Origin of the sequence: Microbulbifer donghaiensis (genome assembly GCF_900129095.1) — a bacterium.
Lineage (GTDB): Bacteria > Pseudomonadota > Gammaproteobacteria > Pseudomonadales > Cellvibrionaceae > Microbulbifer > Microbulbifer donghaiensis.
The window spans coordinates 1,679,171-1,705,339 of sequence record NZ_FQVA01000001.1 but is presented as its reverse complement, the minus strand read 5'-3'; the positions used below and the strand labels follow the sequence as shown (position 1 = coordinate 1,705,339).

The window sequence follows — 26,169 nt, the reverse complement described above, 5'->3', positions numbered from 1 at the left end:
CGAACGAAAAGGGCGACTCAGCTTTTTACCTTGCCGCCAATGTCCGTACAGGCCTTGGCGGGCATGGCAACCCAGCCGCTGCCTTTACACGAGGCCTTGCCGGCGCAGTCGTGCTTGGCGGTATTGCAATCGTTGTGTCCTTTACAGACATTGACCCCATAACAGTGGGCCAGGTCCGCGGTCTTGACCGAACCTTTCCAGTCATCGCTTACCTTGCCGCCGACATCGGCACAGGCTTTCGAAGGCATGGCAACAAAGCTGCTGCCCTTGCAGGAAGATTTGCCGCCGCAGTCGTTGTTGGCGGTTTTGCAGTCGTTGTGGCCTTTGCAGACATTGACGCCGTAGCAGTGCACGAGATCGGTGGTGTCGCCACTGGACGCCTGTTTCTGGTTGGCCAGGCTGGCGCCGCTGGTGATCAGGCTGGCCGCCGCCAGGGCCAGTGACGCCCCGGTCAGAATCATTTTGCGCTCGCGGTTCATGCAGAAGTCCTCGGTTTTAAGACTGATAAAAGGTGTGTGCGACCGAAGGGGTCACAGCGCCTTGGTTTCAGTCTAGCCGGGAACACGGGCGCTGCCGGGTAGGCGATGCGGGCTACCACTTATAGCGGAAGCCGAGCACCAGGCCGCCACCGTCGCTATCGCCAAAATTTTCCAGGCTGGTGGCGTAGTAGATTTCCCCATAGATGGAACAGTAGTCACCGCACTCGTCATAGGTGGCGCCGATACTGAGTTCGCCCAGCCAATCGTCCCTGTCCTGATACAGCCGTGTGCCGGAGACGGTGACGTCAGTCTCCTGGTCGATGTTGTAGATAACGCTGGGGGTGGCATAGAAGCTGAAACGCTCCAGGGGGAGGCTGCCGTACATTTTGCGACTGGACTTGCGGCGGCTGACCCGCTTTTCCAGTGTCGCCCCGAATCGGGCGAGAAACCCATGATTGTTAATGTCGGTGACACTCACGTCATAGACATCGTGAATGTTGTCCGCCTCTTCCGACGAATAGATCAGCTGGGCCTGGGGTGTGACGGAATACAGGTTGTGCAACCGGAAGCTGCGCCCGGCTTCGAGGGAAAAGGCGTAGCCGAATGCATCCGCGCCTTTGGCCAGGTCGCGCAGATCGAATGCTGTGATATCGGATTCGAACCAGTTCAGCAGCAATTGGGCATCCAGGTATTCGCCGCCATTGCCGTACCATGTCATAAAGCCGCTGACGCCATAGCCTTTCACGTCAATATTGCCGTTGCCGAAAAAGGATTCGAGATCGTTTTCCGAATCACCGTAAAGCAGCGCAACGCCGGCTACCGGCTGCGTTCCCCGGACGGTGAAGTTCAGCGCAGTATCGACACCCAGCTGCAACTGAAAATAGTCCTGGTCCCAGGATGCTCTGGTAGTGGACTGCTGTGGATCGAACTTGAGGCGGCGCACACTGCTGCGCATCCAGGGGCCACCGCCATCGATGATGCGCTCTTCAGCGGTGGCGTAATCGTACCTCTCTGCATCCCTGTAGCTGCTGCCCATCCAGAAGCGGTTGCCGACGCGGCTGCGCAGCGACGGGGGGATGTTCAGCGACCTGAGTAGCTGTGGATACGTCTCATACATCACGGCGCCCGGTTGCCAGCGTGGCATTTCGCCCGCGCCGAGCCATTCCGCATTGCTGACTACCGAGCGGAGGTACCAGTCGCCATCGGCAGGATCGGCTCTGCCATTGTGGTGCAGGGTATAGGCGTAGGCGCCGGCGACCACTGCGGGTTGTGCATCCTTGGCGACATAATCACCGTCCAGTTCGAAAGCACCGTCGGGGGAATTGCCACCAACTTCCACCAGCTTGATACCGTCGCCGCTGGTCCGCGCTCCGGTACCGCCCCTGTTTGCGACGCGGATAAACGTGCGGCCGGAGGCGGCGCCGGCGATGCTGAACAGGTCGGCAGGGGAGTCGTCGCTATTCAGCCGGGCGTCCAGCCACAGCCTGCCGCGGTGTCCGATGTAGTCGCCGAAATTGCCCGCCGCGTCCCTGGCCACGGTCAGGCTGTCGTAGCGCTCGTTGCCGAGGTCGAGTGTGCCAGCATTGGCGATATTGCCGGTGACCACGAAGTGCCTCGGTGTAAATTGCACCAGGCCACCGAAGAGTATGTCGAGTCCCAGATCGTTGCCGTCGCCATCGAGGCCGCCACCGACATTCAGTGCGCCGGAAAACACCATCTTGGAGCTACCCCAGATGACGATTCGCTCCCAGTTGCGCAGCAGGCGGCCATCCATTGCATAGTCGAGAACAAATGTCAGCGTATCGATGTAGCCGTCAACCGGGCTTGTATCATCGCCGCCATCCAGAATCGCCTCTCCCTCGAAGGCAAAGGCATCAATAGTGAGACTGTCGGAGCCGTTGCCGCCACGCACTTCATCGGTTAGGCCTTCGTCCCAATAGATACTGTCGTCGCCGTCTCCGCCGTCGATGTAATTGAATACGAAGCCGCCGTCGAGGGTGATAGTGTCGTTTCCATCGCCGCCCCAGACATGGAATGCCAGGCCGTCGAGTAGCTGAATGGTGTCATCGCCACTGCCGCCGTCGATGCCTCCCCCGGTTGAGAAGTTGCCGACGTCTGCCAGGCGATTGTTCAAGGTGATGGTATCGTCACCGCTGCCGGCATCGATGACATTTTCGATCGTCACGGTGACGCCGATAAGACTGCCGGGATCGAATTCTTCGGCATCGTCGATATCAACCGAGCTGTCATCACCGCCGCCACCAATATTGATGGTGTCTGCACCACTGCCGCCAAACACGCTGCCGACAGTTCCACCGTTAACATCTATGGTGTCGTCCCCGCCAAGCGCATCCACATCGGCGCCGCCGGCATCGTTGTTTTCATCGCAGCTAATCTGGTCCGGCCCTTCGGTGCCAATATTGCCCGGGGTGCAGTCCGCGAGTACCGGGCCGGTGAAGGTGAACAGAGCGGCAGTTGCACAATGGGCGAGCAGGCGCGGGACTCGTGAATTTAACGCCTTTATGTTGCTCAAATTGTTGGTGCGAATATTTTTGCCCACGTTTATTCCTGTTCTAATCCATGGCCATTGTAATTTTGCGCCGAATCAAAAGTGCGTATTCAGCCGTGCAGTCCGGCTGACACACCGCGCCGTCGCATATTGCTTCACGCCAGTAACAATCAGAATTTGAAACCCACACCGAGGTTGACGATCCAGGGGTCGTAGTCGAACTGCGCATACAGGCGGTTATGCCCCAGTTCCGTTGGAAAGGTAACTCTGGCGTCCGTATCCGACAGGAAATAGAGCACCGATGCATTGAGCTGTAGCGGGGAATCCGCGCTAAAACGGAAGTCGATACCCGCCTGCACGGCCCAGTCCCAGGAGTGGCCAAGGTTGAATTCCGCCCGGCCGGTAGCCAGGCCGGAATCGACGAGAAAATCATTGAACTCTCGGTTGAGGTCTACGTCGTAAAAGTCGGTGTAATTGATTCCAGCGCCAATATAGGGGCGCCCGAGACAGTTGGCGTCGAGCATATACCAGTTGACGAAGGCCAGGGTGGAGGAGGCCTTGAAATTACCTAGCCCTATCGTCTCCCTGCCGGGAGTCCCGGTGAAATAGTCCAGGTCGACATCGTAGTCGGCGCCGTCGATGTGCATCAGTTCGACGCCCCAGTATTCTGCCGGCCGCCAAACCCCGGCAATCTGCCAGGCTTTCGCGGTGTCAATCTTCCAGGTTGTGTTGTAGAGATCCCAGTGCTGCAGGACGCGGAACTTGAGCGAAGTGGATTCGTCGTCCGGGTGGATATAGCTGCCGCCGACCCGAATAATAAAATCTCCCCAATCCACGTTCCGCCAGTCTTGTTGCGCATTTGCGTTTTGGGGGGCAGATATTGCCAGTGCCATGACAAGTGGCAGTAACTTCATCGGGTAACTCCAACTAATTCTTTTGTGGTAACAGCGGGTGTCCATTTATTGCTTTTATAAGTGATCCAAAGTCGTGAGGAAGCACTCGTAAAGTAACAATAAAAAATAGCAGTAAGCGCTACATTTGCTTTCGTTGCTAAGTGTCAAATCAATATTCTGGCGCGAGATATGTCAGAAAATAAATATTCGAAGAAAATTGAAATTTTGATGCGCTAAATCTTCGACTTTAAGTTGGATGATTTTGGCCGGGTCACGATTTCGTTAAGAAAATTTAAACAAATAAATTCTATCTTCTTTCTGGTAAGTTCCTGTCATTTGGACGCATTCGGCAGGCAGGTGAAGGTTGCTTTAGTGGGGTTGCTATGAATTTCGAGGGAATTTTAAAAAGTGATCCAATCGTAGTCGCATTTACGGTGGATTATAACTATGCCATGCCGATGGCAGTGACGATAAAGTCGTTACTTTTCAGTTTGGGCGTCGGGCGCGATGTCTTCATTTTTGTGGTTGATGTGGGTGTGAGTGTGGCCAAATAAAGCAAGGTTGAACAGTCTGCTTTCTCTGAAAGGGAAAAAGTGGATATGCCTTGGATAAAAGTCTCTGAGGGCACTATCCATGACCTGCCGTCTACAGAGAAATACCCGATATCTATTTATTATCGGCTGTTACTTCCGACGCTTATCCCAAGTTATTTAAAGAAAATCATTTATTTGGATGCAGATTTGATTATTAGGGGGGCAAGGCTTTGGGATGCTGATCAAGACGGGAAGTCGACATTGGCGGTGCCCAATCTGTGCCAGAGAACCATGGGCATGGTTCGTCATATCGACCGCCTGCGCCTGGGGATTGCCCCCAGCAGCAAGTATAGCAATGCGGATGTTTTGATTATCGACCTGGAAAAGTGGCGTTCAGCAAGTATCTCGGAAAAATCTATTCACTATATAGAACAGCATGCCGACACGTACTCTTCCCTGATCAGAATGCCCTCAATGTGGTGTTGGCTGACACGTAGGGAGACCTGGATCCGCGATGGAATCAGATGCATGTACTGCACACCTATCCAACCTGGAGGGGGAGCCCCTATGGTGAATCGCTTTTCAGGTTGGTACGCGATGATCCGTTCATCATTCACTTTACGACGCCCTGACGGGGCTGGCGCAACACCATTTGGCTGCGCAGCTGGAGAAGATTAAGGCAAATTTTTCGGTCCGTCGGAAAAAGGGCAGTCATTCACAGTGCAATTCAGCAACCCAGTTGAGATAAAGCTCGGGGTCGACATGGCAAAATAAATGTGGAATTCGAGCCTGAACCGGCTGCTACTGTGGTAGACCAGATTCGCTGAAAAATGAAGACTTTTAAATATTTCTAGCGAAGAAGGTGGTGTCGATTAGTTTTGTTTTAACTTTGAGTTGGCAAGCCCCTAGTTTCCTAGGCAGATGCTAGCTTCTAAAAATACCTGTTCTCGGGAGTAATTCGTCGCTGCACTCCTCCCCCTGTGGGGCAGCCTTCGGCTGTCTTAGTGCGCGGCGCGCTGAGTGAAGGCGCTATTTCGTCCCAGTCGCGCCATTCTGCCAATTAAAAAAGCCCGTTACCTTGCGCTAACGGGCTTTTCTAATTTGACGAAGTGGTGGGAGTTTGTGATGTTACTGCTCGAATTCTAACGGGCCAGCGTAAACTCGATTTTACGCCGCTCCATGTCGACGCCCACAACGCGTATCTTGATCGCATCGCCGATGGCAAAGCTGGTATTGCCCCGCTCGCCGACAAGACGTTGCGCGGCCGCATCAAAGTTGTAGTAGTCATTTTTCAGTGCAGATATGTGTACCAGACCTTCAACCTGTGTATCACTGATTTCGATAAACAGGCCAAAGTGCGTGACGCTACTCACTAACCCATGAAAGGTGTCGCCGATAAAGTCCTGCATATACTTGCATTTCAGCCAGGCTTCGACATCCCAGCTCGCTTTGTCCGCGCGGCGTGAAGCGTTAGAGCAATGTACCGCGAGGGTCTGCATCGCCGCCTTGTCGTAGGGGTAACTTTTTCCCGGGGCGAGGGTCTTTGCGCCATCGAACCGCTGCACCGGTGTGGCGCCTGCATCGAAGACATAGTTAAGCGCGCGACGGAGAGGGTTGCGCTGTTTTTCCTGGCGGATCACTGACCGAATGGCTCTGTGTACCAGCAGGTCCGGATAGCGGCGAATGGGCGAGGTAAAGTGCGCATACGCGGAGTAAGCCAGGCCAAAATGGCCCCGATTATCCGGACTGTACTCCGCCTGACTCAGGGATCGCAGCATCATGGTGCGGATGGTCTGCGCATCGGCACGCTGCCCAATACTGCGCAGTAGCTGGTCATAATGTGCGGGCGAGGGCTTATTGCCACCGGACAGTTTAAGTCCCTTGGCATTAAGGAAGGCGCGCAGAGTAGTCAGCTTTTTATCTCGCGGACCTTCATGCACGCGATACAGCGCTGGAATTTTCTGTCGCTTGAGGAAATCTGCGGTAGCCACGTTGGCACTCAGCATGAACTCCTCGATCATCTTGTGCGCGTCCTTGCGTACGACTGGGACTATACGTTCGATCTTGCGGTCTTCGGTGAATTCGAACTGCACTTCCAGCTTTTCAAAATCCATTGCCCCGCGATTTTTCCGGCCTGTTTTCAAGACCGTATACAACTGGTGCAGCGCCTGGATGTGCGGCGCCGTTCCTCCGAGCTGGCGAGCAGTATGCCGTCCCGGGCGCGAATCAGGTGCAGTAATGAACGCATTTACCTGGTTGTAAGTGAGCCGGGCATGAGAGTGGATCACGCCTTCCGAAAAGGTGTAACCGGTCATTTTACCGGACTTGCTGATGGTCATCTCGCAGACCATAACCAGCCGGTCTACCTTTGGGTTGAGCGAGCATAAGCCGTTCGACAGTGATTCCGGCAGCATCGGTACGACGCGGCCGGGAAAGTACACGGAGGTTGCGCGTTTCTGTGCTTCCAGATCGAGCGCAGTTTCGGGCGCGACGTAATGGGAAACATCCGCAATCGCGACGAACAGGCGCCAGCCACCCGACAGATCTTTTTCACAGTACACGGCGTCGTCAAAGTCCTTGGCGTCGTCTCCGTCGATGGTTACAAACGGCAGTTTCCTCAGGTCGGCACGGTGCAGCTTGTCCACTTCGGGTACTTCAGTGCCCAGCTTTTTCGCTGCGCGCATGGTGTCCTGTGGCCAGTTGTGGGGAATGCCGTGGCTGCGGATTGCGACATCGATCTCCATCCCGGGTACCATCGAATCACCAAGCAGCTCGGTCACTCGTCCGAAGGCATTGTAGCGACGGTTGGGGAACTCGGTGAGCTCGACGAACACATACTGCCCGGGACGTGCGCCCATCAACTGGTCTCGATCGAGATCAATCTCATGGGCAATGCGGTTATTCTCCGGTTTGAGAAAATAGTGATCGTCCTCGAACTGTACGCGGCCCACCAGATGAGTGGTGTTGCGTTCAAGTACATTGACGATAGCGCCTATTTTGCGGCCGCGGCGATCAGTTCCGCTGATGCGGGCCTGTACGCGGTCACCATCAAAGACGGTCAGCATTTCGTTGTCGGATAAAAACAGGTCTTCGTCGGAGTCATCACTGTTCAGAAAGCCGAATCCATCCGGATGGCCGATCACGCGCCCGCTCACCAGATCTTCGGGTCTCACCAGGCTGTAGCCATTGCTGTGATCGAAGTGAATTTGGCCGTCGCGCTCCATGGCGCGTAAACGGCGACGCAATGCCTCTTTCTGATCGTCGCAGGAGAGATGCAGGACTTTCGCCAGCTGCTCCCGATCGAGTACTTTTCTGTTCTTTTCGAGCAAGCTCATAATGAACTCGCGCGCGGGAATTGGGTTGCTGTATTTTTCGGCGTCCAGCGGATTAAACGCAACTATTGGGGATTTGTTCATGTTTTCCTCTCGGGAAAGCCGCCAATAAGATTGCGCTTGGTAAAAACTGGAGTGATGTGTCAGGACAGATCAGGTGTTACTCGGCAAGGTATGCAGGCGGAGATTGCTCAACGGTGTTGAGGGGGATTACAGTCGGAGGTTCAAACTGAGCACAGTCTGAACCTCCGTTGTCCTGGTTGAGCCGCCTTGTAGTAGCTCAACCGGAGAGGCCTTTATGGCCTCTCAGCGGCAGACCGGTACACGGCCTGCTTTAGCTCAATGGCTCAGATACAAACAATATTTTCAGCTTGCGGGCCTTTAGGGCCCTGAGTCACAGAGAACTCAACAGTCTGGCCTTCGGCCAGGGTTTTGAAACCCGAGCTTACAATTTCGCTGAAGTGTGCGAACACGTCTGGGCCAGACTTCTGTTCAATAAAGCCAAAGCCTTTGGATTCGTTAAACCACTTAACAGTGCCGGTCGTTGTCTTGGACATGATATTTTCCTGTAAACAAATGAAGTTATGCCTTTGTGGGGCATGGATAGCAAAAAAAAGACTGGAATTTAGATGCTACAGGACGAAGAAGAGCGGATACGACGTAACTGAGGATTTAAACAAGAGGCTTACTTTTAACTAGGGCCACTGTAGGCCCCCCTATGAACTAAGTCAAAGCTTTTCTTACAAGTATCTCGTGTGCTGTCAAAAACGGCCGGTGTCCTTGGACGTGATAGTAGGTGCGGGAAGTTCGCATGTGGGGAGTGGTTCGTCGCTGTGGTCCTCACGCCTGCGGGGCTGCCTGTGGCTGTTTTAACGCGCTGCGCGCGTTGATCGAACCCGGCGCTCTGCGTTCCACCCTTGTCCGTTCTTCCAAATTAAAAAGGCCCGTTACCTTGCGATAACGGGCCTTTTTAATTTGGTGGAGATGGCGGGAGTCGAACCCGCGTCCGTCAGCACTCTGCCAGAGGCTCTACATGCTTAGTTCCGCCTATTGATTTAGCTCTTTACAGCCCAGCGGGCAAGACGTGAAGAGCGAGCCTGAATAAGTTTTAGGCCATCCGCGTCAGGCACGCTTCAGGACGATCCAGTTCTGTATGACAGCCTGCAGCGCGGTACTGGAACCTTACTGTAGGCCGCTAAGGGCGAACCCTTAGTTAGTGCTTCACGGGCTGCTTACGCAGCGAGTTGGGCACCGTAGTTGTCGTCGTTGGCAACTAATAAATTGCAGCTTTGGATTTACGTGATTGGCTGCCATCACGGCATGCACCCATGGTTTCGTTACCGGCGTCGAATCCAAGTCATCCCCGAAAGCGAAACTCATTCGTGTGAGTTAATTATACCTGAAAGAGCCCCCGAACAATACACCACCGGTGGTTGCCGGGAACTCTCTGGTCACAGTTTTACAATACTGACTGCGCGAAGGCGGCCAGTATCAGCAGCGGGCAGACGATGCGCACATACCAGGGCCAGATTTTCCAGAACAGCGACTTTTCGATGCCCGGATGGCCCTTTTGCAGCTCCGCCAGCAGCTGGTCGCGGCGCCAGATCCAGCCGGCGAAAATACACAGTGCAACGCCGAGCAGCGGCTGGCCGTACTCGGTACTGATGCTGACTACCAGTCCGAACAGAGTATCAAAATTGATGATGATCACGCTGCTGATGGCAAAGATGACCAGCCCTACCAGTGGCGTCGCCAGGCGGCGCTGAACGCCCAGATTCTCGATGGAGAAGGCCACCGGCACTTCGAGCATGGAGATGGAGGAGGTCAGGGAGGCGATTACCATCAGCGCGAAGAAAGCGATGGCCACGAACAGGCCGGCGGTGCCCATGGTATCGAACAGGGCCGGCAGTACCTGCAGGATCAGGTCCGGCCCCGCGATCAGTTCACCACCGGCAGAGAAGATCTGTGTGCCCGCTTCCTGAGCCACATACATGGCCGGCAGAATCAGCAGGCCGGCCGTGAATGCGATACCCACGTCGATCAGGGTAACCAGGGCGCCCAGGCGCGGCAGGCTCTCCTGCTGGCTCAGGTAGGAACCGTAAATCAGCATGGTGCCCACGCCGAGGGACAGGGAGAAAAATGCCTGGCCCATGGCGGAGATCAGCAGTTTCGGGCTGAACTGGCTGAAGTCCGGCATCAGGTAGACCTCGAGGCCGGTCGTGGCGCCGGGCTGGGTCAGAACATAGACAATCAGCAGCAGCAACAGGATGATCAGTGATGGCATCAGCAGGGTGGACCAGCGCTCGATACCCTTTTCCACGCCGGCGGCGATGATCAGCATGGTCATACCGCTGAAGATGGCGGTAAAAGTGAGGTTGCGCCCAACACTGTTGCCGGTGAGCCATGCGGCGGCGCCGTCGGCGCCGAGCAGGCTGGCGAAGGGATCGGCCAGATAGGCAACCATCCAGCCGGCCACAATGGCGTAGAAGCTAAGGATCAATGAAGCGACCAGGATGCCGCCGAATCCCGCCAGGCTGCCGAATAAGCGGCTTATCGGCCCGGTGGAAATGCCGCGCAGTGCCTGCACCATATTGCTGCGGGCGTGGCGGCCGATGGTCAGTTCCGCCATCAGCGCCGGGTAGGCGAGCAAAAAGGCCAGCACCAGGTAGACGACCACAAAGGCAGCGCCGCCATTGCTGGCAGCTTTGGTCGGGAAGCCCCAGATATTGCCGAGGCCGACGGCGGAGCCCGCCGCAGCCATCAGGAAGCCGATATTGGAGCTGAATTGTCCTCGCGGTGCACTCATAGTAAATCTCTTCGTTATTCTTCTGTGTGCTGTGTTCGATGAGCGGCGCGGTCAATCGCGCCGAATTTATTTGTGATCTGTGCGCATCAGGCGCTGCTTCTCGCGGTTCCAGTCGCGCTGCTTCTCGGTTTCACGCTTGTCGTGCATGGCCTTGCCTTTGGCCAGCGCTATCTCACACTTGATCAGGTGCTTTTTCCAGTAGAGCGCCGTGGCCACGACGGTGTGGCCCTTCTGCTCCACTGCGGCGATCAGCTTGGCCAGCTCGCGCTTGTTCAGCAGCAGGCGGCGCGTGCGGTCCGGCTCGGTGACGAAGTGGGTCGAGGCGCTGGGCAGAGGCTGAATACGGGCGCCCAGCAGCCAGGCTTCGCCATTCTTGAAAATGACGTAGCTGTCGGTGAGCTGTGCCTTGCCCTCGCGGCAGCTCTTCACTTCCCAGCCCTGCAGCTCCAGGCCCGCCTCGAACTTCTCCTCGATGAAGTAGTCGTGCCGGGCCTTTTTGTTCAGGGCAATGGTGCTGGAGGACTGGGCGTTTTTCTTTTTGGCCATAAATACAACTGGGTGCCTGATTTAAAAGAAACTGTACCCGAAGTACTTGTCTGCCACCGTAATGATGAAGACAACTAACAGGATCAGGGGAATAAAGGTTCCCAGGGAGAAATTCACATACTTCTGGGAGATTGAACCGGCGAAGGTGGGATCACCCTGCTGCAACTCGCGGTCAAAATTGGCCCACTTCCACTTGTAAATGACAAAGAGACAAACCAGCAGGCCGTTCAGTGGCAGGATCGTAGAATAAAAGATCAGCTCCACCAGATCAAAGAAGGAGACATTCTCTCCGGCAATCGGGGCGAATGAGGTCAGCCAGTCGGCCATGCCGAAAGACATGGCGCAGGCGATGGCCAGTACAACCTGGATAGCGGCGACGGTATAGATTGCCTTTTTGCGGTTCATGCCGCGCTCGTCGCGCAGGGTGGCGAGCGGCACCTCGATGATGGATACCAGCGAGGTGATTGCGGCTACCAGCACCAGGAAGAAGAAGATGGCTGCCACCACACTCGCGCCGAAGTAGCCGACACCGTCCTGCAGGGCGAGGAAGATCTTCGGCAGGAACAGGAAGATCATTCCGGCGGAAGAATCGCTGAGGGTTGCGGTGTCAATCTGCGGATTGAAATGGAAAATGCTGGGCAGTATCAGCAGACCAGCGGTGAAGGCGACCAGGGTATCGGTAATGGCCACCGCCCGCGCCGAGCCGGGAATTGAGTCCTGTTTCTTCATGTAGGACCCGTAGGTGATCATGATGCCCATACCCAGCGACAGCGAGAAAAACGCCTGCGCCATGGCATTGTTGACTACCCTTGCGTCCAGTTTGGAGAAGTCCGGTACCAGGTAGTACTTGATGCCAAGCATCGCGTTTTCACGGGTGAGCACGAAAGCTACCAGCCCCAGCAGCATCACAAACAGCATCGGCATCAGGGTTTTGGCCGCGCGTTCGATGCCATCCTTGACGCCCATGGCCAGGATACCGTTGATCGCCAGCATCAGTATCACCAGGTAGAAGAACACTACCGGTGAGTTGATGAACTGACCGAAGTGGGCTTCGGTGGCGAGCAGGTCGAGATTGCCGCGCAGGGTTTCCACCAGGTAGCCCAGCACCCAGACGGTGACCACCAGGTAGAAGACCGCGATCATGAATGGCGTGATCAGGGCCAGCCAGCCGGGTATGCGCCAGAACCTGGAGCCGCCGGAAACCTCGCGGTAGGCGCCTACCGGATCCTTGTCGGATCGGCGGCCCAGCGCCAGCTCGGCCATCATGACGGGTAGGCAAATGAAGAAAACAAAGAGTGCGTAAACCAGCAGGAAGGCGCCGCCCCCGCTCTTGGTGGCGGCTACCGGGAATGCCACCAGGTTACCGATACCAACGGCGGAACCCGCAGCGGCCAGGATAAAGCCCAGCCGCGATCCAAAATGCTCTCTCACTGCGGACATAGTATTCTCGCTATTATTTTTGTCGGACGTTCTTGTCGTTTGAGTTTTTCCTGCCTGGTCGGAGTGCGACCGGCCAGTTAAAACCGCGATTGTTGCAGGAATTGACTTGCTTGAGTAGCGCCGACTGGCAAAATTGCCCGCTGGCGGCCCATGATAGGCAATTTAGCTCGCGGTATTGGAATTGGCAGTAAGAATGACTGAGATTGAGCGCAACGCACTGGTAATGTACAACGCGGAACAGATGTTTGACCTGGTGAATGACGTGGCCAGCTATCCGCAGTTTTTGCCCGGATGCAGAGGTGCCGAAGTTTTGTACAGGGATGAGCACACGCTTGAGGCGCGGCTGGATCTGTCGCGGGCCGGTATCCACCAGAGCTTCACCACCCGCAATCATCTCGAGCGTCCGCTGCATATGACTCTGACTCTCGTGGACGGTCCCTTCCAGGACTTTACCGGTCGCTGGGATTTTGTGCCGCTGGCGGTGGACGCCTGTAAGGTGCAATTTACACTGTCATTCAGTATGAAAAGCCGCTTGATGGCAGTGGCCGTGGGCAAACTGTTCAGCGATCTCGCCAATCAGATGGTCGGCGCCATGTGCGCGCGCGCAGAGGAGATCTACGGAAAACCGTCATGACCAACATCAAGACTATTGCAGTGGAAGTGGTTTACGCGCTGCCACACGAGCAGCGGCTGATGCGCCTGCTGGTGCAGCCGGGGACTACCGCGCTGGAGGCGCTGGTGCGCTCGGGAATTCCGGAGGAGTACCCGGAAGTGGATCCGGCCACCGCCAAGCTGGGAATATTCGGGCAGGCCCTGGGTACCAAGGGATTGCTACCCGCGGACCAGTATGTGTTGCAGCCGGGAGACCGGGTGGAAGTCTACCGGCCGCTGATTGCGGATCCGAAACAGGCGCGCAAGCAGCGCGCGGAGAAGGCTAAAAAGCTGGCCGAACGGCAAAAAGCGGATTAGGGCCAGCCCGCCGGCTGCCAGTCACCGCTGGTGGCGATCAAAATGTCGCCATTGAAGTAAGCGGTAAAGCGCTTCTCGGTGACGTCGCCCTTGGGATCGCGCACGCGATTGACATAGTCCCAGCGGTTCGGGTTGAAGGTGTCCTCCAGCAACGGGGTACCCATTACAAAGCGCACCTGCCGGCGGGTCATGCCCGGCTTCAGCTGATCGACCATTTCCTGGGTGACGATGTTGCCCTGTTGGATCTCGATGCGGTGTACACCGGGAAACTTGAACAGGCTGCAGGCGCCCAGCAGGGCACACAGGCCCGCAATGGCGATAATTCTCAGGCTAGACGGCATTCATTGCTCCATTATGCGTTGTCGGTCAGCGGTAACTCGAGCGGCCCCGTGGCGATCGCCGGCCAATTGTTTACGGCTAAACAGAATAGGCGCTCGCAGGCGGGGAAAGTTCCCGTAATCTGGCAATCCAGACGCCGCTGGGCGACCCGGAGGGGCCCGGGGTTCCGCTGACTCCGTTGGGCATGGGATAATACCTGAAGAGTTCGCTCGCTGACAGCTACGCATCGCGCGTCTGCCCGGGACTTCGGTCCGTGCGGCAAGTGGTCGAATAAATAGAGAAACAAGAGAATTCTGTCGGGAAAAATAGATACATGCCTAACGAAAATCAGGAACTGCGCAAGGCCGGACTGAAGGTCACTTTGCCTCGAGTCAAAATCCTACAGCTGCTGGAGAACGCCAGCGAGCAGCATCTCAGCGCCGAAGATGTTTATAAAATGCTGCTGGAGGCCGGGGAAGATGTCGGTCTGGCCACCGTCTACCGGGTCCTGACCCAGTTCGAGAGCGCGGGCCTGGTGATGCGCCACAATTTCGATGGCGGCCACTCAGTGTTCGAGCTCGATCGCGGCGACCATCACGATCATATGGTGTGCACCGATACGGGGCGGGTGATCGAGTTCCACAACGAGGAAATCGAGAAGCTGCAGAAGCAGATCGCCGAAGAGCACGGCTTTGAGCTGACCGGCCACAGCCTGGTGCTCTATGTAAAGGAGAAGGGGAAGTAAGTTCCCGTATTCGGCGAGCGGGCCGCAGGCCGGCTCGCCGGGCAGGGGCCCGGCATGCTGCAAAGGCCTGTTTGAATCAGGCTGGTGGCGTATAGCGCTCGGGGAACTTGCCGATCTTGTCTGCGTAAAAATCCCGAAATCTGGCCAGCTCGGCGGCCAGGTTCTCTCCCATCTCCAGCACCGGGCCCAGCCCCACTTCCTTTTTCGGAAAGTTGATAAAGCCGCACACCACCGGCACGCGGGCGCCGCGGGCGATGTGGTAGAAGCCGGTCTTCCAGCGTTCGGTGGCACCGCGCGTGCCCTCCGGTGGCACCGCGATAATCAGCTCGTCGCTCGCATTGAACTGATTCACCGTCGCTTCCACCAGGTTGTTGGCTTTGCTGCGATCGACGGCGATACCGCCAAACCAGCGCATGGTGGCGCCGAGCGGAAACTTGAACAGCTTGTCCTTGCCCATCCACTGCGGGGTCAACCTGAGCTTGAGGGCGACGAGGATAAAGTAATAGCCGTCCCAGTTGCTCGTGTGGGGCGCCCCCAGCAGCACGTATTTCTTCAGTTTCAGCGCCTGCTGATCACAGACGACACGCCAGCCGTGCAGCTTCAGCAGCAGCCTGGCGATCTGGCGCAGCACTGGGGTCAGGATGGGGGTGTTGAAAATCGTTCTCTGCATGAATCGGGCCGAAATAACCAAAAGCGTTGCAGTATAGTGTGACTTTCACTGCAGTACTCGGTCATTTTCGGCCCTTTCGCCTCAAATAGCCGCCGGATTTGTGAATGATGGGTCGCTCTCCCGGCGAAGTCCGGGCGCGCCTCAGGTGCGTGTCAGCATTTCCTCGGCGTGGGCCAGCGATTGCGTGGTGGTCTCACCGCCGAGCATGCGCGCAATTTCCTCGCGGCGCTCGCCGTTTTTCAGTTCGCGCAGGGCGACGAAGGCGGCATCGCCGTCGCTGTGCTTTTCCACCAGATACTGGCGGTGCGCACGGGCCGCTACCTGGGCGAGATGTGTCACGCAGATCACCTGGCCGACGCGACCGTTGCGGCTATCGCCCAGCTGGCGCAGCAGGCGCCCGACCACGTCGCCGGTGGCGCCGCCGATACCCACGTCCACTTCGTCGAATACCAGTGTCGGTGTGCGTGACGTCTGGGCGGTGACCACCTGAATCGCCAGGCTGACCCGCGACAGTTCACCGCCGGAGGCAATCTTGCCCAGCGGCCGCGGCGGCTGGCCGGGGTTGGTAGAGATCAGGATCTCCACTTCCTCGAGTCCGCTGGAGGCGGGCTTTTCCTGCGGCTGCAGGGCCAATTCCACCCGCGCGTGGGGCATCGCCAGCTCCGCCAGCTGGCTGTTCACTGCCGTCGCCAGCCTGGCGGCGGCCTCTTGCCGCAGTTTGCTCAGCTTGCCGGCGGTCGCGCGGAACTGGGCCTCCAGCTTTGCGCAGTCGGCGGCGAGCTTGTCCAGCGCATCCGGCGCGCCGATTTCATCGAGCTCGGCCTGCAGCTGCAACTGCAGGGCCGGCAGCTCATCCGGTTGCACGCGGTGTTTGCGCGCGGCCTGATAGATGGCGCTGAGGCGCTCCTCTATTTCCGCCAGGCGTTCCGGGTCCATCTCGAAGCGGTCGATATGGCGCGACAGTGTGCCCGCCGCCTCGTCGACCTGGATGCGTGCGCTATCCAGCATCTGCGCGACTTCTGCCAGGGCCGGCGACTGTTCCGGCATCGCTGACAACAGCTGCAGCGCCCGGTGCAGCTGTTCGGCAATGTCTCCCTCACCGCCGGACAGCAGGGCTGCCAGTTGATAGCTGCCGCTCAAAATCTGTCCGGCGTTGGCCAGCTGGCGCTGCTCACTCTCCAGTGTTTCGATCTCGTGCGCCTGCAGGTCCAGCTGTTCCAGTTCCTCCAGCTGGTACTGCAGCAGCTGGCGCCGCGCTTCCGTCTCCTCGGCGCTGTCGGCCAGGGCGCGGTAGCGACGGTATTGGTCCTGCCAGGTCTTGAAGTGAATGCGGGTCTCCGCGGCGACCTCCTGCGCCTCGGCAAATTCATCCAGCAGGCGGCGGTGAGTTTCTTTCTTCAGCAGCGACTGGTGCTCGTGCTGGCTGTGGATGTCGATCAGCTGTTCGCCCAGGGCGCGCAGCTGCAGCAGCGTCACCGGTTGGCCGTTGATATAAGCCCGCGAGCGGCCATCGGCACCGATGGTACGGCGCAGGATTACCTCCTGCCCGACATCCAGCTCCTGCTCCTGCAGCCAGGCGGTGGCAGCGGGGTGGTCACCGATATCGAAGGTTGCGCTGATGTCGGCGCGGCTGGCACCGGCGCGCACCAGCTCGGCATTGCCGCGATCGCCGAGGGCCAGGCCCAGGGCATCGAGGGTGATGGATTTGCCGGCGCCGGTCTCGCCGGTCAGGGTGCTGGTGCCGGGACCGAATTCCAGCTCCAGCTGGTCCACCAGGGTGAATTGGCTGATAGACAGGTGCAGCAACATAGCTTCTGTGGCCTTTTTTGTCGGGGCGCTGAGGGGGTCAATTAGTGGTTATTTATACAGTAATCGATGCTGGTTCGCTACAGGTGTGGAGGCACATTACTCTGCTGGGACAATCCGCGGCATAAATCCCCTTGAAGTGTGAGGGCTAGGCCCCATATAGCCCTGCATTGCCCGTGCGGCGGGCGAATCCCCAGTTAACTGACAGTCGACGCGACGGAGAAAGCAGTGGCCAAAGAGCGCAGCGAAGAAGATCAGATTAAAGAAGGCGTGCATCCGGATGCGCTTACCGATGAGCACACACCGGTAAATGAAGAGCCGCCCCGTGCCGAAATCGAGGAGCCCTCTGCGGAGGAGCAGCACGTGGCAGAAGAGGCGCTGCACGCCGAGCCCGAGAGCACCGATGCTCTGCACGAGGATGTCATCAAGCTGCAGGAGCAGCTGGTCATCCAGAAAGAGCTGGCGATGCGTGCTCAAGCCGAGGCGCAGAATGCTCGCCGCCGCGCCGAGCAGGACGTGGAGAGAGCGCACAAGTTCGCCGTGGAGAGACTGCTGCAGGACCTGCTGCCAGTGGTGGATAACCTGGAGCGAGCGCTGGCCACCATCGATGCGGGCGACGAAGCCAACAAGGCGATCATCGAGGGTATCGAGCTGACCCACAAATCGTTCGTTGACACCCTGGGTAAATACTCGGTCGAAATCGTCGATCCGGCCGGCGAGCCCTTCGATCCTGAGCTGCATCAGGCCATGACCCAGGTGCCCAATGGTGACGTGGAGCCGAATACCGTGCTGGATGTATTCCAGAAAGGTTATCGCCTTAACGGCCGTCTCGTGCGTCCGGCAATGGTGGTGGTCAGTAAGGCGCCATAACGGCAATTAAAAGTGGCCGGCCTTGAAATAGTTCCGCCGGCACCAATATAGCTGACATCAGAATTTAATCGCGCGGCCGACGCCGACCGGGCCGGCAACGCGCAAACAAAAGAGGATTCTATAAATGGGAAAAATTATCGGCATCGACCTGGGTACCACCAACAGCTGTGTTGCGGTACTGGAAGGTGACAAGGCGCGCGTGATCGAGAATGCCGAGGGCGATCGCACAACTCCCTCGATCGTTGCGTTCACCGACGACAACGAAATCCTGGTGGGCCAGTCCGCCAAACGCCAGGCGGTGACCAACCCGCAGAATACCCTGTTCGCGGTCAAGCGCCTGATCGGCCGCCGCTTCAAAGACGACGTGGTGCAGAAGGACATCAAGATGGTGCCCTACACCATCGTCGAAGCCGAAAACGGCGATGCCTGGGTGGAAGTGAAGGGCGACAAGAAGGCTCCGCCGCAGATCTCCGCCGAAGTACTGAAAAAAATGAAGAAGACCGCCGAGGACTTCCTCGGTGAGAAGGTCGAAGCGGCGGTGATCACCGTGCCGGCCTACTTCAACGACTCCCAGCGCCAGGCCACCAAGGATGCCGGCCGCATCGCCGGTCTGGACGTGAAGCGTATTATCAACGAGCCGACCGCTGCTGCGCTGGCCTACGGCCTGGACAAGAAGGGCGGTGACCGCACCGTGGCCGTTTACGACCTGGGTGGTGGTACCTTCGATATCTCCATCATCGAGATCGCCGACGTCGATGGCGAGATGCAGTTTGAAGTGCTATCCACCAACGGTGACACCTTCCTCGGTGGTGAAGACTTCGATCTGCGCCTGATCGACTACCTGGCCGAGCAGTTCAAGAAAGAACAGGGTATCGACCTGAAAGGCGACCCGCTGGCAATGCAGCGCCTGAAAGAGGCCGCCGAGAAGGCCAAGATCGAGCTGTCCTCCAGTCAGCAGACCGAAGTGAATCTGCCGTACATCACCGCCGACGCCACCGGCCCGAAGCACCTGGTGGTCAAGCTGACCCGCGCCAAGCTCGAGAGCCTGGTCGAGCAGCTGGTGAACCGCACCCTGGAGCCGGTCAAGATCGCCCTGCAGGACGCCGATCTGGCTGCTTCTGGCGTGGACGACGTTATCCTGGTTGGCGGCCAGACCCGTATGCCGCTGGTGCAGCAGAAAGTAACCGAGTTCTTCGGCAAGGAGCCGCGCAAGGACGTCAACCCGGACGAAGCCGTGGCCATGGGCGCCGCCATTCAGGGCGCGGTACTGGCCGGTGACGTGAAAGACGTGCTGCTGCTGGACGTGACGCCGCTGACCCTGGGTATCGAAACCATGGGTGGCGTGGCCACGCCGCTGATCGACAAGAACACCACTATCCCGACCAAGAAGTCGCAGACCTTCTCCACCGCGGAGGACAACCAGACTGCTGTGACCATTCACGTGGTGCAGGGTGAGCGCAAGCAGGCGTCCCAGAACAAGTCTCTGGGCCGTTTCGACCTGAGCGACATCCCGCCGTCGCCGCGCGGTATGCCGCAGATCGAAGTGACTTTCGACATCGATGCCAACGGTATCCTGCACGTGCACGCGAAGGACAAGGCCACCGGCAAAGAGCAGTCCATCGTGATCAAGGCTTCCTCCGGCCTGTCCGAGGACGAGATCGACAAGATGGTGGCGGATGCCGAGGCCAACGCCGAGGCGGACAAGCAGTTCGAGGAGCTGGTGCAGACCCGCAACACCCTGGACGGCCTGATTTCCGCGACCAAGAAAACCCTGGAAGAGGCGGGCGACAAGGCCACCGCCGAGGAGAAGTCCGCGATTGAAGCCGCCATCGCCGAAGCGGAGGAGGCCGTGAAGGGCAACGACAAGGCCGCCATGGAAGCCGCGACCAACAAACTGACCGAGGCTTCCGGTCCGCTGGCGCAGAAGATGTACGCCGAGCAGGCCCAGGCCGCGGGTGCCGCCGAGGGCGCTGCCGGTGCCGAGCAGGCCGAACAGACTGGCGCTGGTGACGACGCGGTGGACGCCGAGTTCGAAGAAGTTAAGGAAGACAAGAAAGAAGATAAGTAAGTATTCGCTTACAATGTCGCGGCGGTGGCCCGGAAGGGCCGCCGGGCGACGGTGCGCGAGGGCGCGGCGCCATCTTCCGAGAGGCCCGCGCCCTGTGTTGTTTCAGAAGCGCCGGCAAATTCCCCAGGGAAAAGCGCCGGTAGCGACCCCGGACCGGGAGGGGCCCGGGGTGTGGTTAGGGACCGGAAAGTAAAAGAACAGAGCTTGGCCGGCGCCGGTGCCGGGCCAGAGAATACAGTTTTATGTCGAAACGCGATTATTACGAAGTCCTGGGTGTCGAGCGGAGCGCCTCGGAAGCAGAGCTGAAAAAGGCCTACCGCCGGGTGGCGATGAAATTCCATCCGGACCGCAATCCTGACAACAAAGAGGCGGAGAACAAGTTCAAGGAGGCCAATGAGGCCTACGAAGTGCTGTCCGACCCGCAGAAGAAGGCGGCCTACGACCAGTTCGGCCACGCCGGTGTCGAGGGGCAGATGGGTGGCGGCGCCGGTGGCTTCGGCGGTTTCTCCGATATTTTCGGCGACGTGTTCGGCGATATTTTCGGCGGCGGTGGTGGCCGCCGCAGCGGTCCGGCGCGGGGATCCGACCTGCGCTATGACCTGGAGCTGGACCTGGAAGACGCGGTGCGCGGCACCACCGTCAAGATTCGCGTACCGACCCTGTCCTCCTGCGAGACCTGCCACGGTTCCGGCGCCAAGCCGGGCTCCTCGCCGCAGACCTGTGGTACCTGTGGCGGCCACGGCCAGGTGCGTATGCAGCAGGGCTTCTTCTCCGTGCAGCAGACCTGCCCGAACTGTCGCGGGCGCGGCACTATCATTTCCGACCCCTGCGGCAGCTGTCACGGCCGCGGCCGGGTAGAGGAAACCAAGACCCTGTCGGTCAAGGTGCCGCCCGGTGTCGATACCGGCGACCGCATCCGCCTGTCCGGTGAGGGCGAGGCGGGACCGGACGGCGGCCCACCCGGTGACCTGTACGTACAGGTGGTGGTGAAGGAGCACGAGCTGTTCCAGCGCGACGGCAAGAACCTGTATTGTGAAGTGCCGATCAGCTTCGCCACTGCGGCACTCGGTGGCGAGCTCGAGGTGCCGACCCTGGATGGCAAGGTCAAGCTGAAGATCCCCGCCGAAAGCCAGACCGGCAAGCTGTTCCGCCTGCGCGGCAAGGGCGTGACCCCGGTGCGTGGCGGTGCCACTGGCGACCTGCTGTGTCGCGTGGTGGTGGAGACGCCGGTCAACCTGTCCGGCAAGCAGAAAGAGCTGCTGGAGGAGTTCGCCAATACCCTCAGCGAAAAGAAGAACTCGCCGCGACAGACCGGCTGGTTTGAAGGGGTGAAGAATTTTTTCGGTGATATGAAGCTTTAGTGCTTCGGCGGCAGGTCTGGCACTGCCGCTGCAGGAACCTAAAGAGCGGCCCGCGGGCCGCTCTTTTTTTTTGCCGTATTTCCGCGTTCAGACCCGCTCACAGCTTGTCTTTGAACAGCCGGCGGCGGAAGTCGAGGTGGAATTCCTCCTGTATTTTCTTCAATTCCGCCAGCTGCTTTTCGTCCAGTATCGGCACCAGCCTGGCCCGTGTGTCTGCGCCGATACCAATCATTCTCGCGTCTATCTCCTCCTTCTGAACGCGGCTCAGTTTGGGGCGTTTGCTCGGGCTGAAGCCATATTTCTTGAGAAGTTCCAGGCGGCGTTCGAAGTTGCCGCTGAGTATGGGCAGCACAGACTTTTCCTGCTCGGGCGTTAGCTTCAGGCGCAGCGACACCCAGTCGGCTATGTCGTCATATTTTTCCCAGAAATCGCCTTCGGCATCTTCGTCCGCCGCCTGCAGCTGCGGTGCACAGAAAAACACGCTCAGCGAAAATAGTAGAGCCAGCAGGCGGGCTGTTGTGCCCGCGCGTGTGAATGTTTGCATATTGGCGCTCCAATCACCTACCTGCCTACAAGCGTAGCAGCGGAAGATCCAGGACGAGGGTGGTTGAGATTGCACTTCGCTATAAGCGATTTTCCGGTTATTTTCTTGGGTGCTGAGCACGGCGCTCGATAGTGAAACGGAGATAATCCGACGTTACTGCCTGGCCAGCCACTCGCGATAGGACCTGTGATATTCCTCCTGGATTTTCTTCAGCTCCTCCAGCTGCTCCTTGTTGAGAATTTTGACCATTTCTCCGCGGGTGTTTGCGCGTATGGCGATCATGCCCGCATCGAGCTCCTCTTTTTGTTCGTCGGTCAGCGGTGGCATCTTGCCGTCTTTCAGGCCGTAATCCTCGAGCATCAATAGCTTCAGCTCGAAACTCGTCTTCAGGATGGGCAGTGCCTTTTCCGCCTGTTCCGGGGTCAGTTTCAGGCGCGCGGAGACCCATTCCGTCACATCGCCGTACTTTTTCCAGAAATCATCGGGACGATCTTTGTCCTCGGCATTGAGCTGCAGTGCGCAGAACAGCACGCTGAGCGAGAACAGGATTGCCATGAGCCGGGCAATAGTGCCCGGGCGAGTGAAAACCTGCATGTTGGCGCTCCAATCACCCATTTGAATACAAGCGTAGCAGCGCGGCAGCCTGTCGACACGGGTCTGGTCCAGCTGTACCGGGTGACCGGCGCGCCGTGCGGTTTCTGCAAACGTGGCGGGTTCAGATTGCATCGCCAGTAACCTCTGCTTGAATTGTTCCAGTTGCGGCGCTTCCCGAGTGAGGGCTTCATTCTTGCTTGGTGGCTATTTGCGCGGCTTAAACCTATGCCGCGGCGCCGGTCGCAGGTAGAATCCGCGACTTTATCCGGGGGTCAGGCAGGAGGAATCACCATGGCGGTAAAGATAGCGATAACGGGATTCGGCGGTCGCATGGGGCGCGCCCTGGCGGAAGCGGTGGCGCAGTCGGACAAGGCTGAGTTGTCCGCGGCGATAGTGCGCCCGGGCTCGAGCCTGGTGGGCGCGGATGCCGGTGAGGTCGCTGGTTTGGGCCGCAATGGGCTCGCCATCGTCGATAGCCTGGAGCAGGCGCAATTCGATGTCCTGATCGACTTTACGGCGCCGGCGGCAACGCAGGTGAACGCCGCCTACTGCGCCGCGCACGGCCGCCCGATAGTGATCGGTACTACCGGGTTCGACGCGGCACAGAAGGAAGAGCTGCTGGCGCAGGCAGGGAAGGTACCGCTGTGTCTCGCCAGTAACTTTTCCACTGGCGTGAACCTCTGCTTCAATTTGCTGGAAACCGCTGCGCGCGTACTCGGTGACGATGCGGATATCGAGGTGGTCGAAGCGCATCACCGCCACAAAGTGGACGCACCTTCCGGTACGGCGCTGAGCATGGGTGAAGTGATTGCCGAGACACTGGGGCGCGACCTGGAAAAAGTGGCGGTATACGGACGCGAGGGCCAGACCGGCGCGCGCGAGCGCGACACCATCGGTTTTGCCACCGTACGTGGCGGCGATGTGGTTGGCGATCACACGGTGATGTTTCTGGCGGACGGCGAGCGGGTGGAGATTACGCACAAGGCGAGCAGCCGCCTGGCCTTTGCGCGCGGTGCTGTGCGGGCGGCGCTGTGGCTGACGGGCGACGGGCAAAATGGGGACCGTGCCGCGGGGCATTACGACATGCGCGATGTGCTGGGCCTGAAAGCCTGACAGCGAAGGTAACTTTTGAGGATTAGGTGTTGGAAAAAAAATTAATCGTCGGCAGTGAAGAGTGGTGCAGTTTCCCCTCCCTGGGTATCCCTGCCATCAAGGCGCGGGTGGACTCGGGGGCGAAGACGTCGTGCCTGCACGCCTACAACATCCAGACGTTCAAGCGCGACGGCGAACCCTGGGTGAGCTTTGAGGCGCACCCGCTGCAACACCTGCGCCGGCCGTCGGTGCGCTGTGAGGCGCGACTGCTCGACAAGCGCCTGGTGCGCAGTTCCTCCGGCGACAGTGAGAAACGCCCGGTAATCCGCACATCCCTGTCTATCGGCGGCAGTGTCTGGGATATCGAGCTGACCCTGACCAACCGCGACAGCATGGGCTATCGCATGTTGCTGGGGCGCGAGGCGATGCTGGGACGCATGATGGTGGACCCGTCCGAAAGTTTCTGCCTGGGGGATATGCCGCCGAGCCAGCTGGAGGAGTACTACCGGGACGAGCACCATATGGCCGGGACCGGCCTGCGGATCGGCCTGCTCGCCTCCAACCCGGATCTCTACAGTAACCAGCGCATCATGGAAGCCGGTGCCGAGCGCGGACATCGCATGAGCTTTCTCGATATCCGCCAGTGCTATATGAAGCTGGACCCGAACGAGCCGGAGGTGCACTACCGCGACGGGCGCATACTGAACAACCTGGATGCGGTGATTCCGCGCATTCGCCCCAGCCAGACATTCTATGGCTGCGCCCTCACGCGCCACTTCGAGAGTATTGGCGTGTTCGCGCTGAACGGCTCCGCGGCGATCAGCCAGTCCCGCGACAAGCTGTTTTCGCTACAGCTGCTGCAGCAGAACGGCCTGAACATTCCTACCTCCGGTTTCGCCAACTCGCCGGTGGATACCAATGAGCTGATCGAGATGGTGGGCGGCGCGCCGCTGATCGTGAAACTGCTGGAGGGCACGCAGGGGCGGGGAGTGGTGCTCGCCGAAACGCGCAAGGCGGGTGAGTCGGTCATCAATGCCTTCAAGTCGCTGAAGGCCAACCTGCTGGTGCAGGAATTTATCCGGGAGGCGCAGGGCAAGGACCTGCGGCTGTTCGTGATCGACGGCAAGGTGGTGGCCTCCATTCAGCGTGAAGCGGCACCGGGGGAATTCCGCGCCAATATCCACCAGGGCGGCACGGCTTCCGTCGTCAAGGTGACTGCGGAGGAGAAGCGCCTGGCGGTGAAAGCGGCGAAGGTGTTGGGGCTGAAAGTGGCCGGTGTGGATATCATCCGCTCGAAGAAGGGGCCATTGCTGCTGGAGGTGAACTCCTCACCGGGCCTCGAGGGAATCGAGAGCGCCACGCGTAAGGATGTTGCCGGTTCCATGATCATCTCCATCGAGAAAGCGCTGAAATGGCGCGCCACCGTCGGTGCGGCGGAAGAGGCCTCGACCGCCAAAGGCAGCTGATTGCGCGTCAGCCTGCGGATATGTGGGCTGGTCGTTGGGGCCCCTACCGTCCTGAAACGCGGTATGGGGCCCGCAAGCCTCTGCAACCCCTCGACAAATAAAGAGGGAATCTTTATTCCCCTCTTTTTTTACTTCCCCTGGCGGTGCCGCACAGCAGTTTCGCACCGCGGGCCCGGGCGGCGACCGGGCGGTCTGCAATGGAAGCCCGCTAGGCCCTTAGACCCTGTGGCAGCGCGCGACTGCCCTGCGGCTTGGCGTCATTCCCCTCAGTACTGCTTGGCGTTGCCTTCCGGCCGAGACTAACCTTCTGGTGTAGTCGCCGGACCGTGATTCCGGCGCAGGATTTATCCCGGTGGGCTCTTTCTCCTGACCTGAGGGGGAGCCTCAATCCTCCGAAACTGTCTGCCATGGATGGCGGTAGGCGAAGGCGCGGCGGCGCGCCCTCGCGCGCGGTGGCCAGATGGTGTAAACCGTAGGGCTCGAAGCGGCATGAACAAGCACAAGTTCCGTTTCATTCTGAGCAATCTCGTGTTGATGCTTTCGCACCTCGCGGTGCTGTTGATTGTATTGGGCGTGACCAGTGCGCAGGCGTCGGCACAAATGTCTGACTCCGCAGTCGGGCGGCGGGTGATGGTCGACTATATCGTCCATTTTGCCTATCACCTGCAGTGGCCCATCGAGGCCTTTTCCGGTACCGATGCTCCGTTCCGCATCTGTGTGATGGGCGGTGGCGACTTGCGTGAACCGCTGGCGGAGCGACTGAAACATCAGCGAATCAACGGCCGGATGGTGGCGCTGGAAAGCGTCAATCAGGGGGAGCTGATGCGCGCGCGCAGTTGCCAGATCGTCGTGCTGGGCGAGATGGAGCGTTCCAGCCTGGTGAAGGCGCTGGGGGCGCTGGAGTTCTTTCCGGTGCTGACGGTGAGCGATGCGGAGCGGTTCGCGGTCACCGGCGGTATGATTCAGTTCGTCGAAAACGGCGGAAACGTGGCCCTGCGGCTGAACAAGACCATGCTGGACCGGGCGGAACTGAAAATGGGCAACAGCCTGTTCCGCCTGAGTCGGAAGCTGAACTGAGCGGCACTGGGGTGGCCTCCGTGAAGCCGGAAGCGGTTGACGCATTTTTGC

23 protein-coding genes, 1 other RNA gene and 2 pseudogenes are annotated in these 26,169 nt (G+C 58.8%); 12 read left to right on the top strand and 14 right to left on the bottom strand.

Features of this window, described 5'->3' with window-relative positions; translation table 11 throughout:
• Positions 1–17: 17 nt before the first annotated feature.
• The 3 genes from bufA2 to BUC36_RS07170 form a co-directional block, all read right to left on the bottom strand.
• Positions 18–479: a BufA2 family periplasmic bufferin-type metallophore gene (gene bufA2, locus BUC36_RS07180; RefSeq protein ID WP_073273136.1), complete on the bottom strand. Its 462-nt coding sequence runs from the start codon at positions 477–479 to the stop codon at positions 18–20.
• A 112-nt stretch (positions 480–591) separates the two neighbouring features.
• A complete protein-coding gene (locus BUC36_RS07175; protein WP_073273134.1) occupies positions 592–3,039 on the bottom strand; it encodes an autotransporter family protein in 2,448 nt (815 codons plus the stop codon).
• A 119-nt stretch (positions 3,040–3,158) separates the two neighbouring features.
• A complete protein-coding gene (locus tag BUC36_RS07170) occupies positions 3,159–3,824 on the bottom strand; it encodes an OmpW/AlkL family protein (protein ID WP_159435997.1) in 666 nt (221 codons plus the stop codon).
• 440 nt (positions 3,825–4,264) lie between these two features.
• Here BUC36_RS07170 and BUC36_RS18975 point away from each other — a divergent pair, with 440 nt between their 5' ends.
• Both BUC36_RS18975 and BUC36_RS07165 read left to right on the top strand, forming a co-directional pair.
• Positions 4,265–4,435 carry a hypothetical protein gene (locus BUC36_RS18975; RefSeq protein ID WP_159435996.1) on the top strand — a complete coding sequence of 57 codons (171 nt, stop codon included), beginning with the start codon at positions 4,265–4,267 and terminating at the stop codon, positions 4,433–4,435.
• Between the two features lie 33 nt (positions 4,436–4,468).
• Positions 4,469–5,092 (top strand): annotated as a pseudogene (locus tag BUC36_RS07165) (glycosyltransferase family 8 protein); the annotation flags it as partial.
• A 464-nt stretch (positions 5,093–5,556) separates the two neighbouring features.
• Here BUC36_RS07165 and rnr read toward each other — a convergent pair.
• From rnr to BUC36_RS07135, 6 genes are all read right to left on the bottom strand, one after another.
• The gene (rnr, locus tag BUC36_RS07160; RefSeq protein ID WP_073273127.1) at positions 5,557–7,830 is read right to left on the bottom strand and encodes a ribonuclease R; all 2,274 of its coding nucleotides are present in this window, start codon (positions 7,828–7,830) and stop codon (positions 5,557–5,559) included.
• A gap of 263 nt (positions 7,831–8,093) precedes the next feature.
• Positions 8,094–8,303, bottom strand: coding sequence for a cold-shock protein (locus BUC36_RS07155; RefSeq protein ID WP_073273125.1), 210 nt, complete (start codon positions 8,301–8,303; stop codon positions 8,094–8,096).
• A gap of 419 nt (positions 8,304–8,722) precedes the next feature.
• Positions 8,723–9,111, bottom strand: a transfer-messenger RNA (tmRNA) gene (gene ssrA / locus BUC36_RS07150).
• Between the two features lie 94 nt (positions 9,112–9,205).
• Positions 9,206–10,552 (bottom strand): sodium-dependent transporter, encoded by a 1,347-nt coding sequence (locus BUC36_RS07145; RefSeq protein WP_073273123.1) that lies wholly within the window; start codon positions 10,550–10,552, stop codon positions 9,206–9,208.
• Between the two features lie 66 nt (positions 10,553–10,618).
• Complete coding sequence (gene smpB / locus BUC36_RS07140; protein WP_073273121.1) at positions 10,619–11,098, bottom strand: SsrA-binding protein SmpB; 480 nt, start codon at positions 11,096–11,098, stop codon at positions 10,619–10,621.
• A 21-nt stretch (positions 11,099–11,119) separates the two neighbouring features.
• On the bottom strand, positions 11,120–12,538 hold the full coding sequence (locus tag BUC36_RS07135) for a sodium-dependent transporter (RefSeq protein WP_073273119.1): 1,419 nt from the start codon (positions 12,536–12,538) through the stop codon (positions 11,120–11,122).
• A gap of 193 nt (positions 12,539–12,731) precedes the next feature.
• Between BUC36_RS07135 and BUC36_RS07130 the strand changes: the two genes are divergently transcribed.
• Both BUC36_RS07130 and BUC36_RS07125 read left to right on the top strand, forming a co-directional pair.
• Positions 12,732–13,172: a type II toxin-antitoxin system RatA family toxin gene (locus BUC36_RS07130; RefSeq protein ID WP_073273117.1), complete on the top strand. Its 441-nt coding sequence runs from the start codon at positions 12,732–12,734 to the stop codon at positions 13,170–13,172.
• Positions 13,169–13,507, top strand: a complete 339-nt coding sequence (locus tag BUC36_RS07125; protein WP_073273115.1) for an RnfH family protein — start codon at positions 13,169–13,171, stop codon at positions 13,505–13,507. Before BUC36_RS07130 ends, BUC36_RS07125 begins: the two co-directional genes overlap by 4 nt.
• Here the strand turns inward: BUC36_RS07125 and BUC36_RS07120 are convergent.
• A complete protein-coding gene (locus tag BUC36_RS07120) occupies positions 13,504–13,848 on the bottom strand; it encodes an outer membrane protein assembly factor BamE (protein WP_073273113.1) in 345 nt (114 codons plus the stop codon). The genes BUC36_RS07125 and BUC36_RS07120 overlap by 4 nt on opposite strands.
• A gap of 311 nt (positions 13,849–14,159) precedes the next feature.
• Between BUC36_RS07120 and fur the strand changes: the two genes are divergently transcribed.
• Complete coding sequence (gene fur / locus BUC36_RS07115; protein WP_073273111.1) at positions 14,160–14,570, top strand: ferric iron uptake transcriptional regulator; 411 nt, start codon at positions 14,160–14,162, stop codon at positions 14,568–14,570.
• Between the two features lie 76 nt (positions 14,571–14,646).
• On the opposite strand, the gene BUC36_RS07110 is transcribed toward fur, so the two are convergent.
• Positions 14,647–15,240, bottom strand: coding sequence for a 1-acyl-sn-glycerol-3-phosphate acyltransferase (locus tag BUC36_RS07110; RefSeq protein ID WP_073273108.1), 594 nt, complete (start codon positions 15,238–15,240; stop codon positions 14,647–14,649).
• A gap of 141 nt (positions 15,241–15,381) precedes the next feature.
• Positions 15,382–17,049 carry a DNA repair protein RecN gene (recN, locus tag BUC36_RS07105; protein WP_073273106.1) on the bottom strand — a complete coding sequence of 556 codons (1,668 nt, stop codon included), beginning with the start codon at positions 17,047–17,049 and terminating at the stop codon, positions 15,382–15,384.
• Positions 17,050–17,274: 225 nt separating this feature from the next.
• On the opposite strand from recN, the gene grpE reads away from it, so the two are divergent.
• From grpE to dnaJ, 3 genes are all read left to right on the top strand, one after another.
• Entirely contained in the window at positions 17,275–17,916 is a 642-nt protein-coding gene (gene grpE / locus BUC36_RS07100; protein ID WP_073273104.1) for a nucleotide exchange factor GrpE, read from the top strand.
• A gap of 124 nt (positions 17,917–18,040) precedes the next feature.
• Complete coding sequence (gene dnaK, locus BUC36_RS07095; protein ID WP_073273102.1) at positions 18,041–19,984, top strand: molecular chaperone DnaK; 1,944 nt, start codon at positions 18,041–18,043, stop codon at positions 19,982–19,984.
• Between the two features lie 242 nt (positions 19,985–20,226).
• A complete protein-coding gene (gene dnaJ, locus BUC36_RS07090; RefSeq protein ID WP_073273100.1) occupies positions 20,227–21,345 on the top strand; it encodes a molecular chaperone DnaJ in 1,119 nt (372 codons plus the stop codon).
• A gap of 97 nt (positions 21,346–21,442) precedes the next feature.
• Here dnaJ and BUC36_RS07085 read toward each other — a convergent pair whose 3' ends face one another.
• Positions 21,443–21,889, bottom strand: coding sequence for a hypothetical protein (locus tag BUC36_RS07085; protein WP_073273098.1), 447 nt, complete (start codon positions 21,887–21,889; stop codon positions 21,443–21,445).
• A gap of 153 nt (positions 21,890–22,042) precedes the next feature.
• Positions 22,043–22,615 carry a hypothetical protein gene (locus BUC36_RS07080; RefSeq protein ID WP_073273096.1) on the bottom strand — a complete coding sequence of 191 codons (573 nt, stop codon included), beginning with the start codon at positions 22,613–22,615 and terminating at the stop codon, positions 22,043–22,045.
• Positions 22,616–22,774: 159 nt separating this feature from the next.
• On the opposite strand from BUC36_RS07080, the gene dapB reads away from it, so the two are divergent.
• The 4 genes and pseudogenes from dapB to BUC36_RS07065 all read left to right on the top strand — a co-directional run bounded on the left by dapB (position 22,775) and on the right by BUC36_RS07065 (position 26,118).
• Positions 22,775–23,596 carry a 4-hydroxy-tetrahydrodipicolinate reductase gene (gene dapB, locus BUC36_RS07075; RefSeq protein WP_073273094.1) on the top strand — a complete coding sequence of 274 codons (822 nt, stop codon included), beginning with the start codon at positions 22,775–22,777 and terminating at the stop codon, positions 23,594–23,596.
• A gap of 26 nt (positions 23,597–23,622) precedes the next feature.
• Positions 23,623–24,027, top strand: a pseudogene (locus tag BUC36_RS19190) (ATP-dependent zinc protease family protein); the annotation flags it as partial.
• 84 nt (positions 24,028–24,111) lie between these two features.
• Positions 24,112–25,041 (top strand): 30S ribosomal protein S6--L-glutamate ligase, encoded by a 930-nt coding sequence (gene rimK, locus BUC36_RS07070; RefSeq protein WP_234994956.1) that lies wholly within the window; start codon positions 24,112–24,114, stop codon positions 25,039–25,041.
• A gap of 489 nt (positions 25,042–25,530) precedes the next feature.
• Entirely contained in the window at positions 25,531–26,118 is a 588-nt protein-coding gene (locus BUC36_RS07065; RefSeq protein ID WP_234994913.1) for a YfiR family protein, read from the top strand.
• Positions 26,119–26,169: the final 51 nt, after the last annotated feature.

Excerpts from the sequence above, each read along its gene's own strand:
- bufA2 (WP_073273136.1), bottom strand. The coding sequence starts at position 479 with ATGAACCGCGAGCGCAAAATGATTCTGACCGGGGCGTCACTGGCCCTG.
- BUC36_RS18975 (WP_159435996.1), top strand. The coding sequence starts at position 4,265 with ATGAATTTCGAGGGAATTTTAAAAAGTGATCCAATCGTAGTCGCATTT.
- rnr (WP_073273127.1), bottom strand. The coding sequence starts at position 7,830 with ATGAACAAATCCCCAATAGTTGCGTTTAATCCGCTGGACGCCGAAAAA.
- BUC36_RS07155 (WP_073273125.1), bottom strand. The coding sequence starts at position 8,303 with ATGTCCAAGACAACGACCGGCACTGTTAAGTGGTTTAACGAATCCAAA.
- BUC36_RS07145 (WP_073273123.1), bottom strand. The coding sequence starts at position 10,552 with ATGAGTGCACCGCGAGGACAATTCAGCTCCAATATCGGCTTCCTGATG.
- smpB (WP_073273121.1), bottom strand. The coding sequence starts at position 11,098 with ATGGCCAAAAAGAAAAACGCCCAGTCCTCCAGCACCATTGCCCTGAAC.
- BUC36_RS07135 (WP_073273119.1), bottom strand. The coding sequence starts at position 12,538 with ATGTCCGCAGTGAGAGAGCATTTTGGATCGCGGCTGGGCTTTATCCTG.
- BUC36_RS07130 (WP_073273117.1), top strand. The coding sequence starts at position 12,732 with ATGACTGAGATTGAGCGCAACGCACTGGTAATGTACAACGCGGAACAG.
- BUC36_RS07125 (WP_073273115.1), top strand. The coding sequence starts at position 13,169 with ATGACCAACATCAAGACTATTGCAGTGGAAGTGGTTTACGCGCTGCCA.
- BUC36_RS07120 (WP_073273113.1), bottom strand. The coding sequence starts at position 13,848 with ATGCCGTCTAGCCTGAGAATTATCGCCATTGCGGGCCTGTGTGCCCTG.
- fur (WP_073273111.1), top strand. The coding sequence starts at position 14,160 with ATGCCTAACGAAAATCAGGAACTGCGCAAGGCCGGACTGAAGGTCACT.
- BUC36_RS07110 (WP_073273108.1), bottom strand. The coding sequence starts at position 15,240 with ATGCAGAGAACGATTTTCAACACCCCCATCCTGACCCCAGTGCTGCGC.
- recN (WP_073273106.1), bottom strand. The coding sequence starts at position 17,049 with ATGTTGCTGCACCTGTCTATCAGCCAATTCACCCTGGTGGACCAGCTG.
- dnaK (WP_073273102.1), top strand. The coding sequence starts at position 18,041 with ATGGGAAAAATTATCGGCATCGACCTGGGTACCACCAACAGCTGTGTT.
- dnaJ (WP_073273100.1), top strand. The coding sequence starts at position 20,227 with ATGTCGAAACGCGATTATTACGAAGTCCTGGGTGTCGAGCGGAGCGCC.
- BUC36_RS07085 (WP_073273098.1), bottom strand. The coding sequence starts at position 21,889 with ATGCAAACATTCACACGCGCGGGCACAACAGCCCGCCTGCTGGCTCTA.
- BUC36_RS07080 (WP_073273096.1), bottom strand. The coding sequence starts at position 22,615 with ATGCAATCTGAACCCGCCACGTTTGCAGAAACCGCACGGCGCGCCGGT.
- dapB (WP_073273094.1), top strand. The coding sequence starts at position 22,775 with ATGGCGGTAAAGATAGCGATAACGGGATTCGGCGGTCGCATGGGGCGC.
- BUC36_RS07065 (WP_234994913.1), top strand. The coding sequence starts at position 25,531 with ATGAACAAGCACAAGTTCCGTTTCATTCTGAGCAATCTCGTGTTGATG.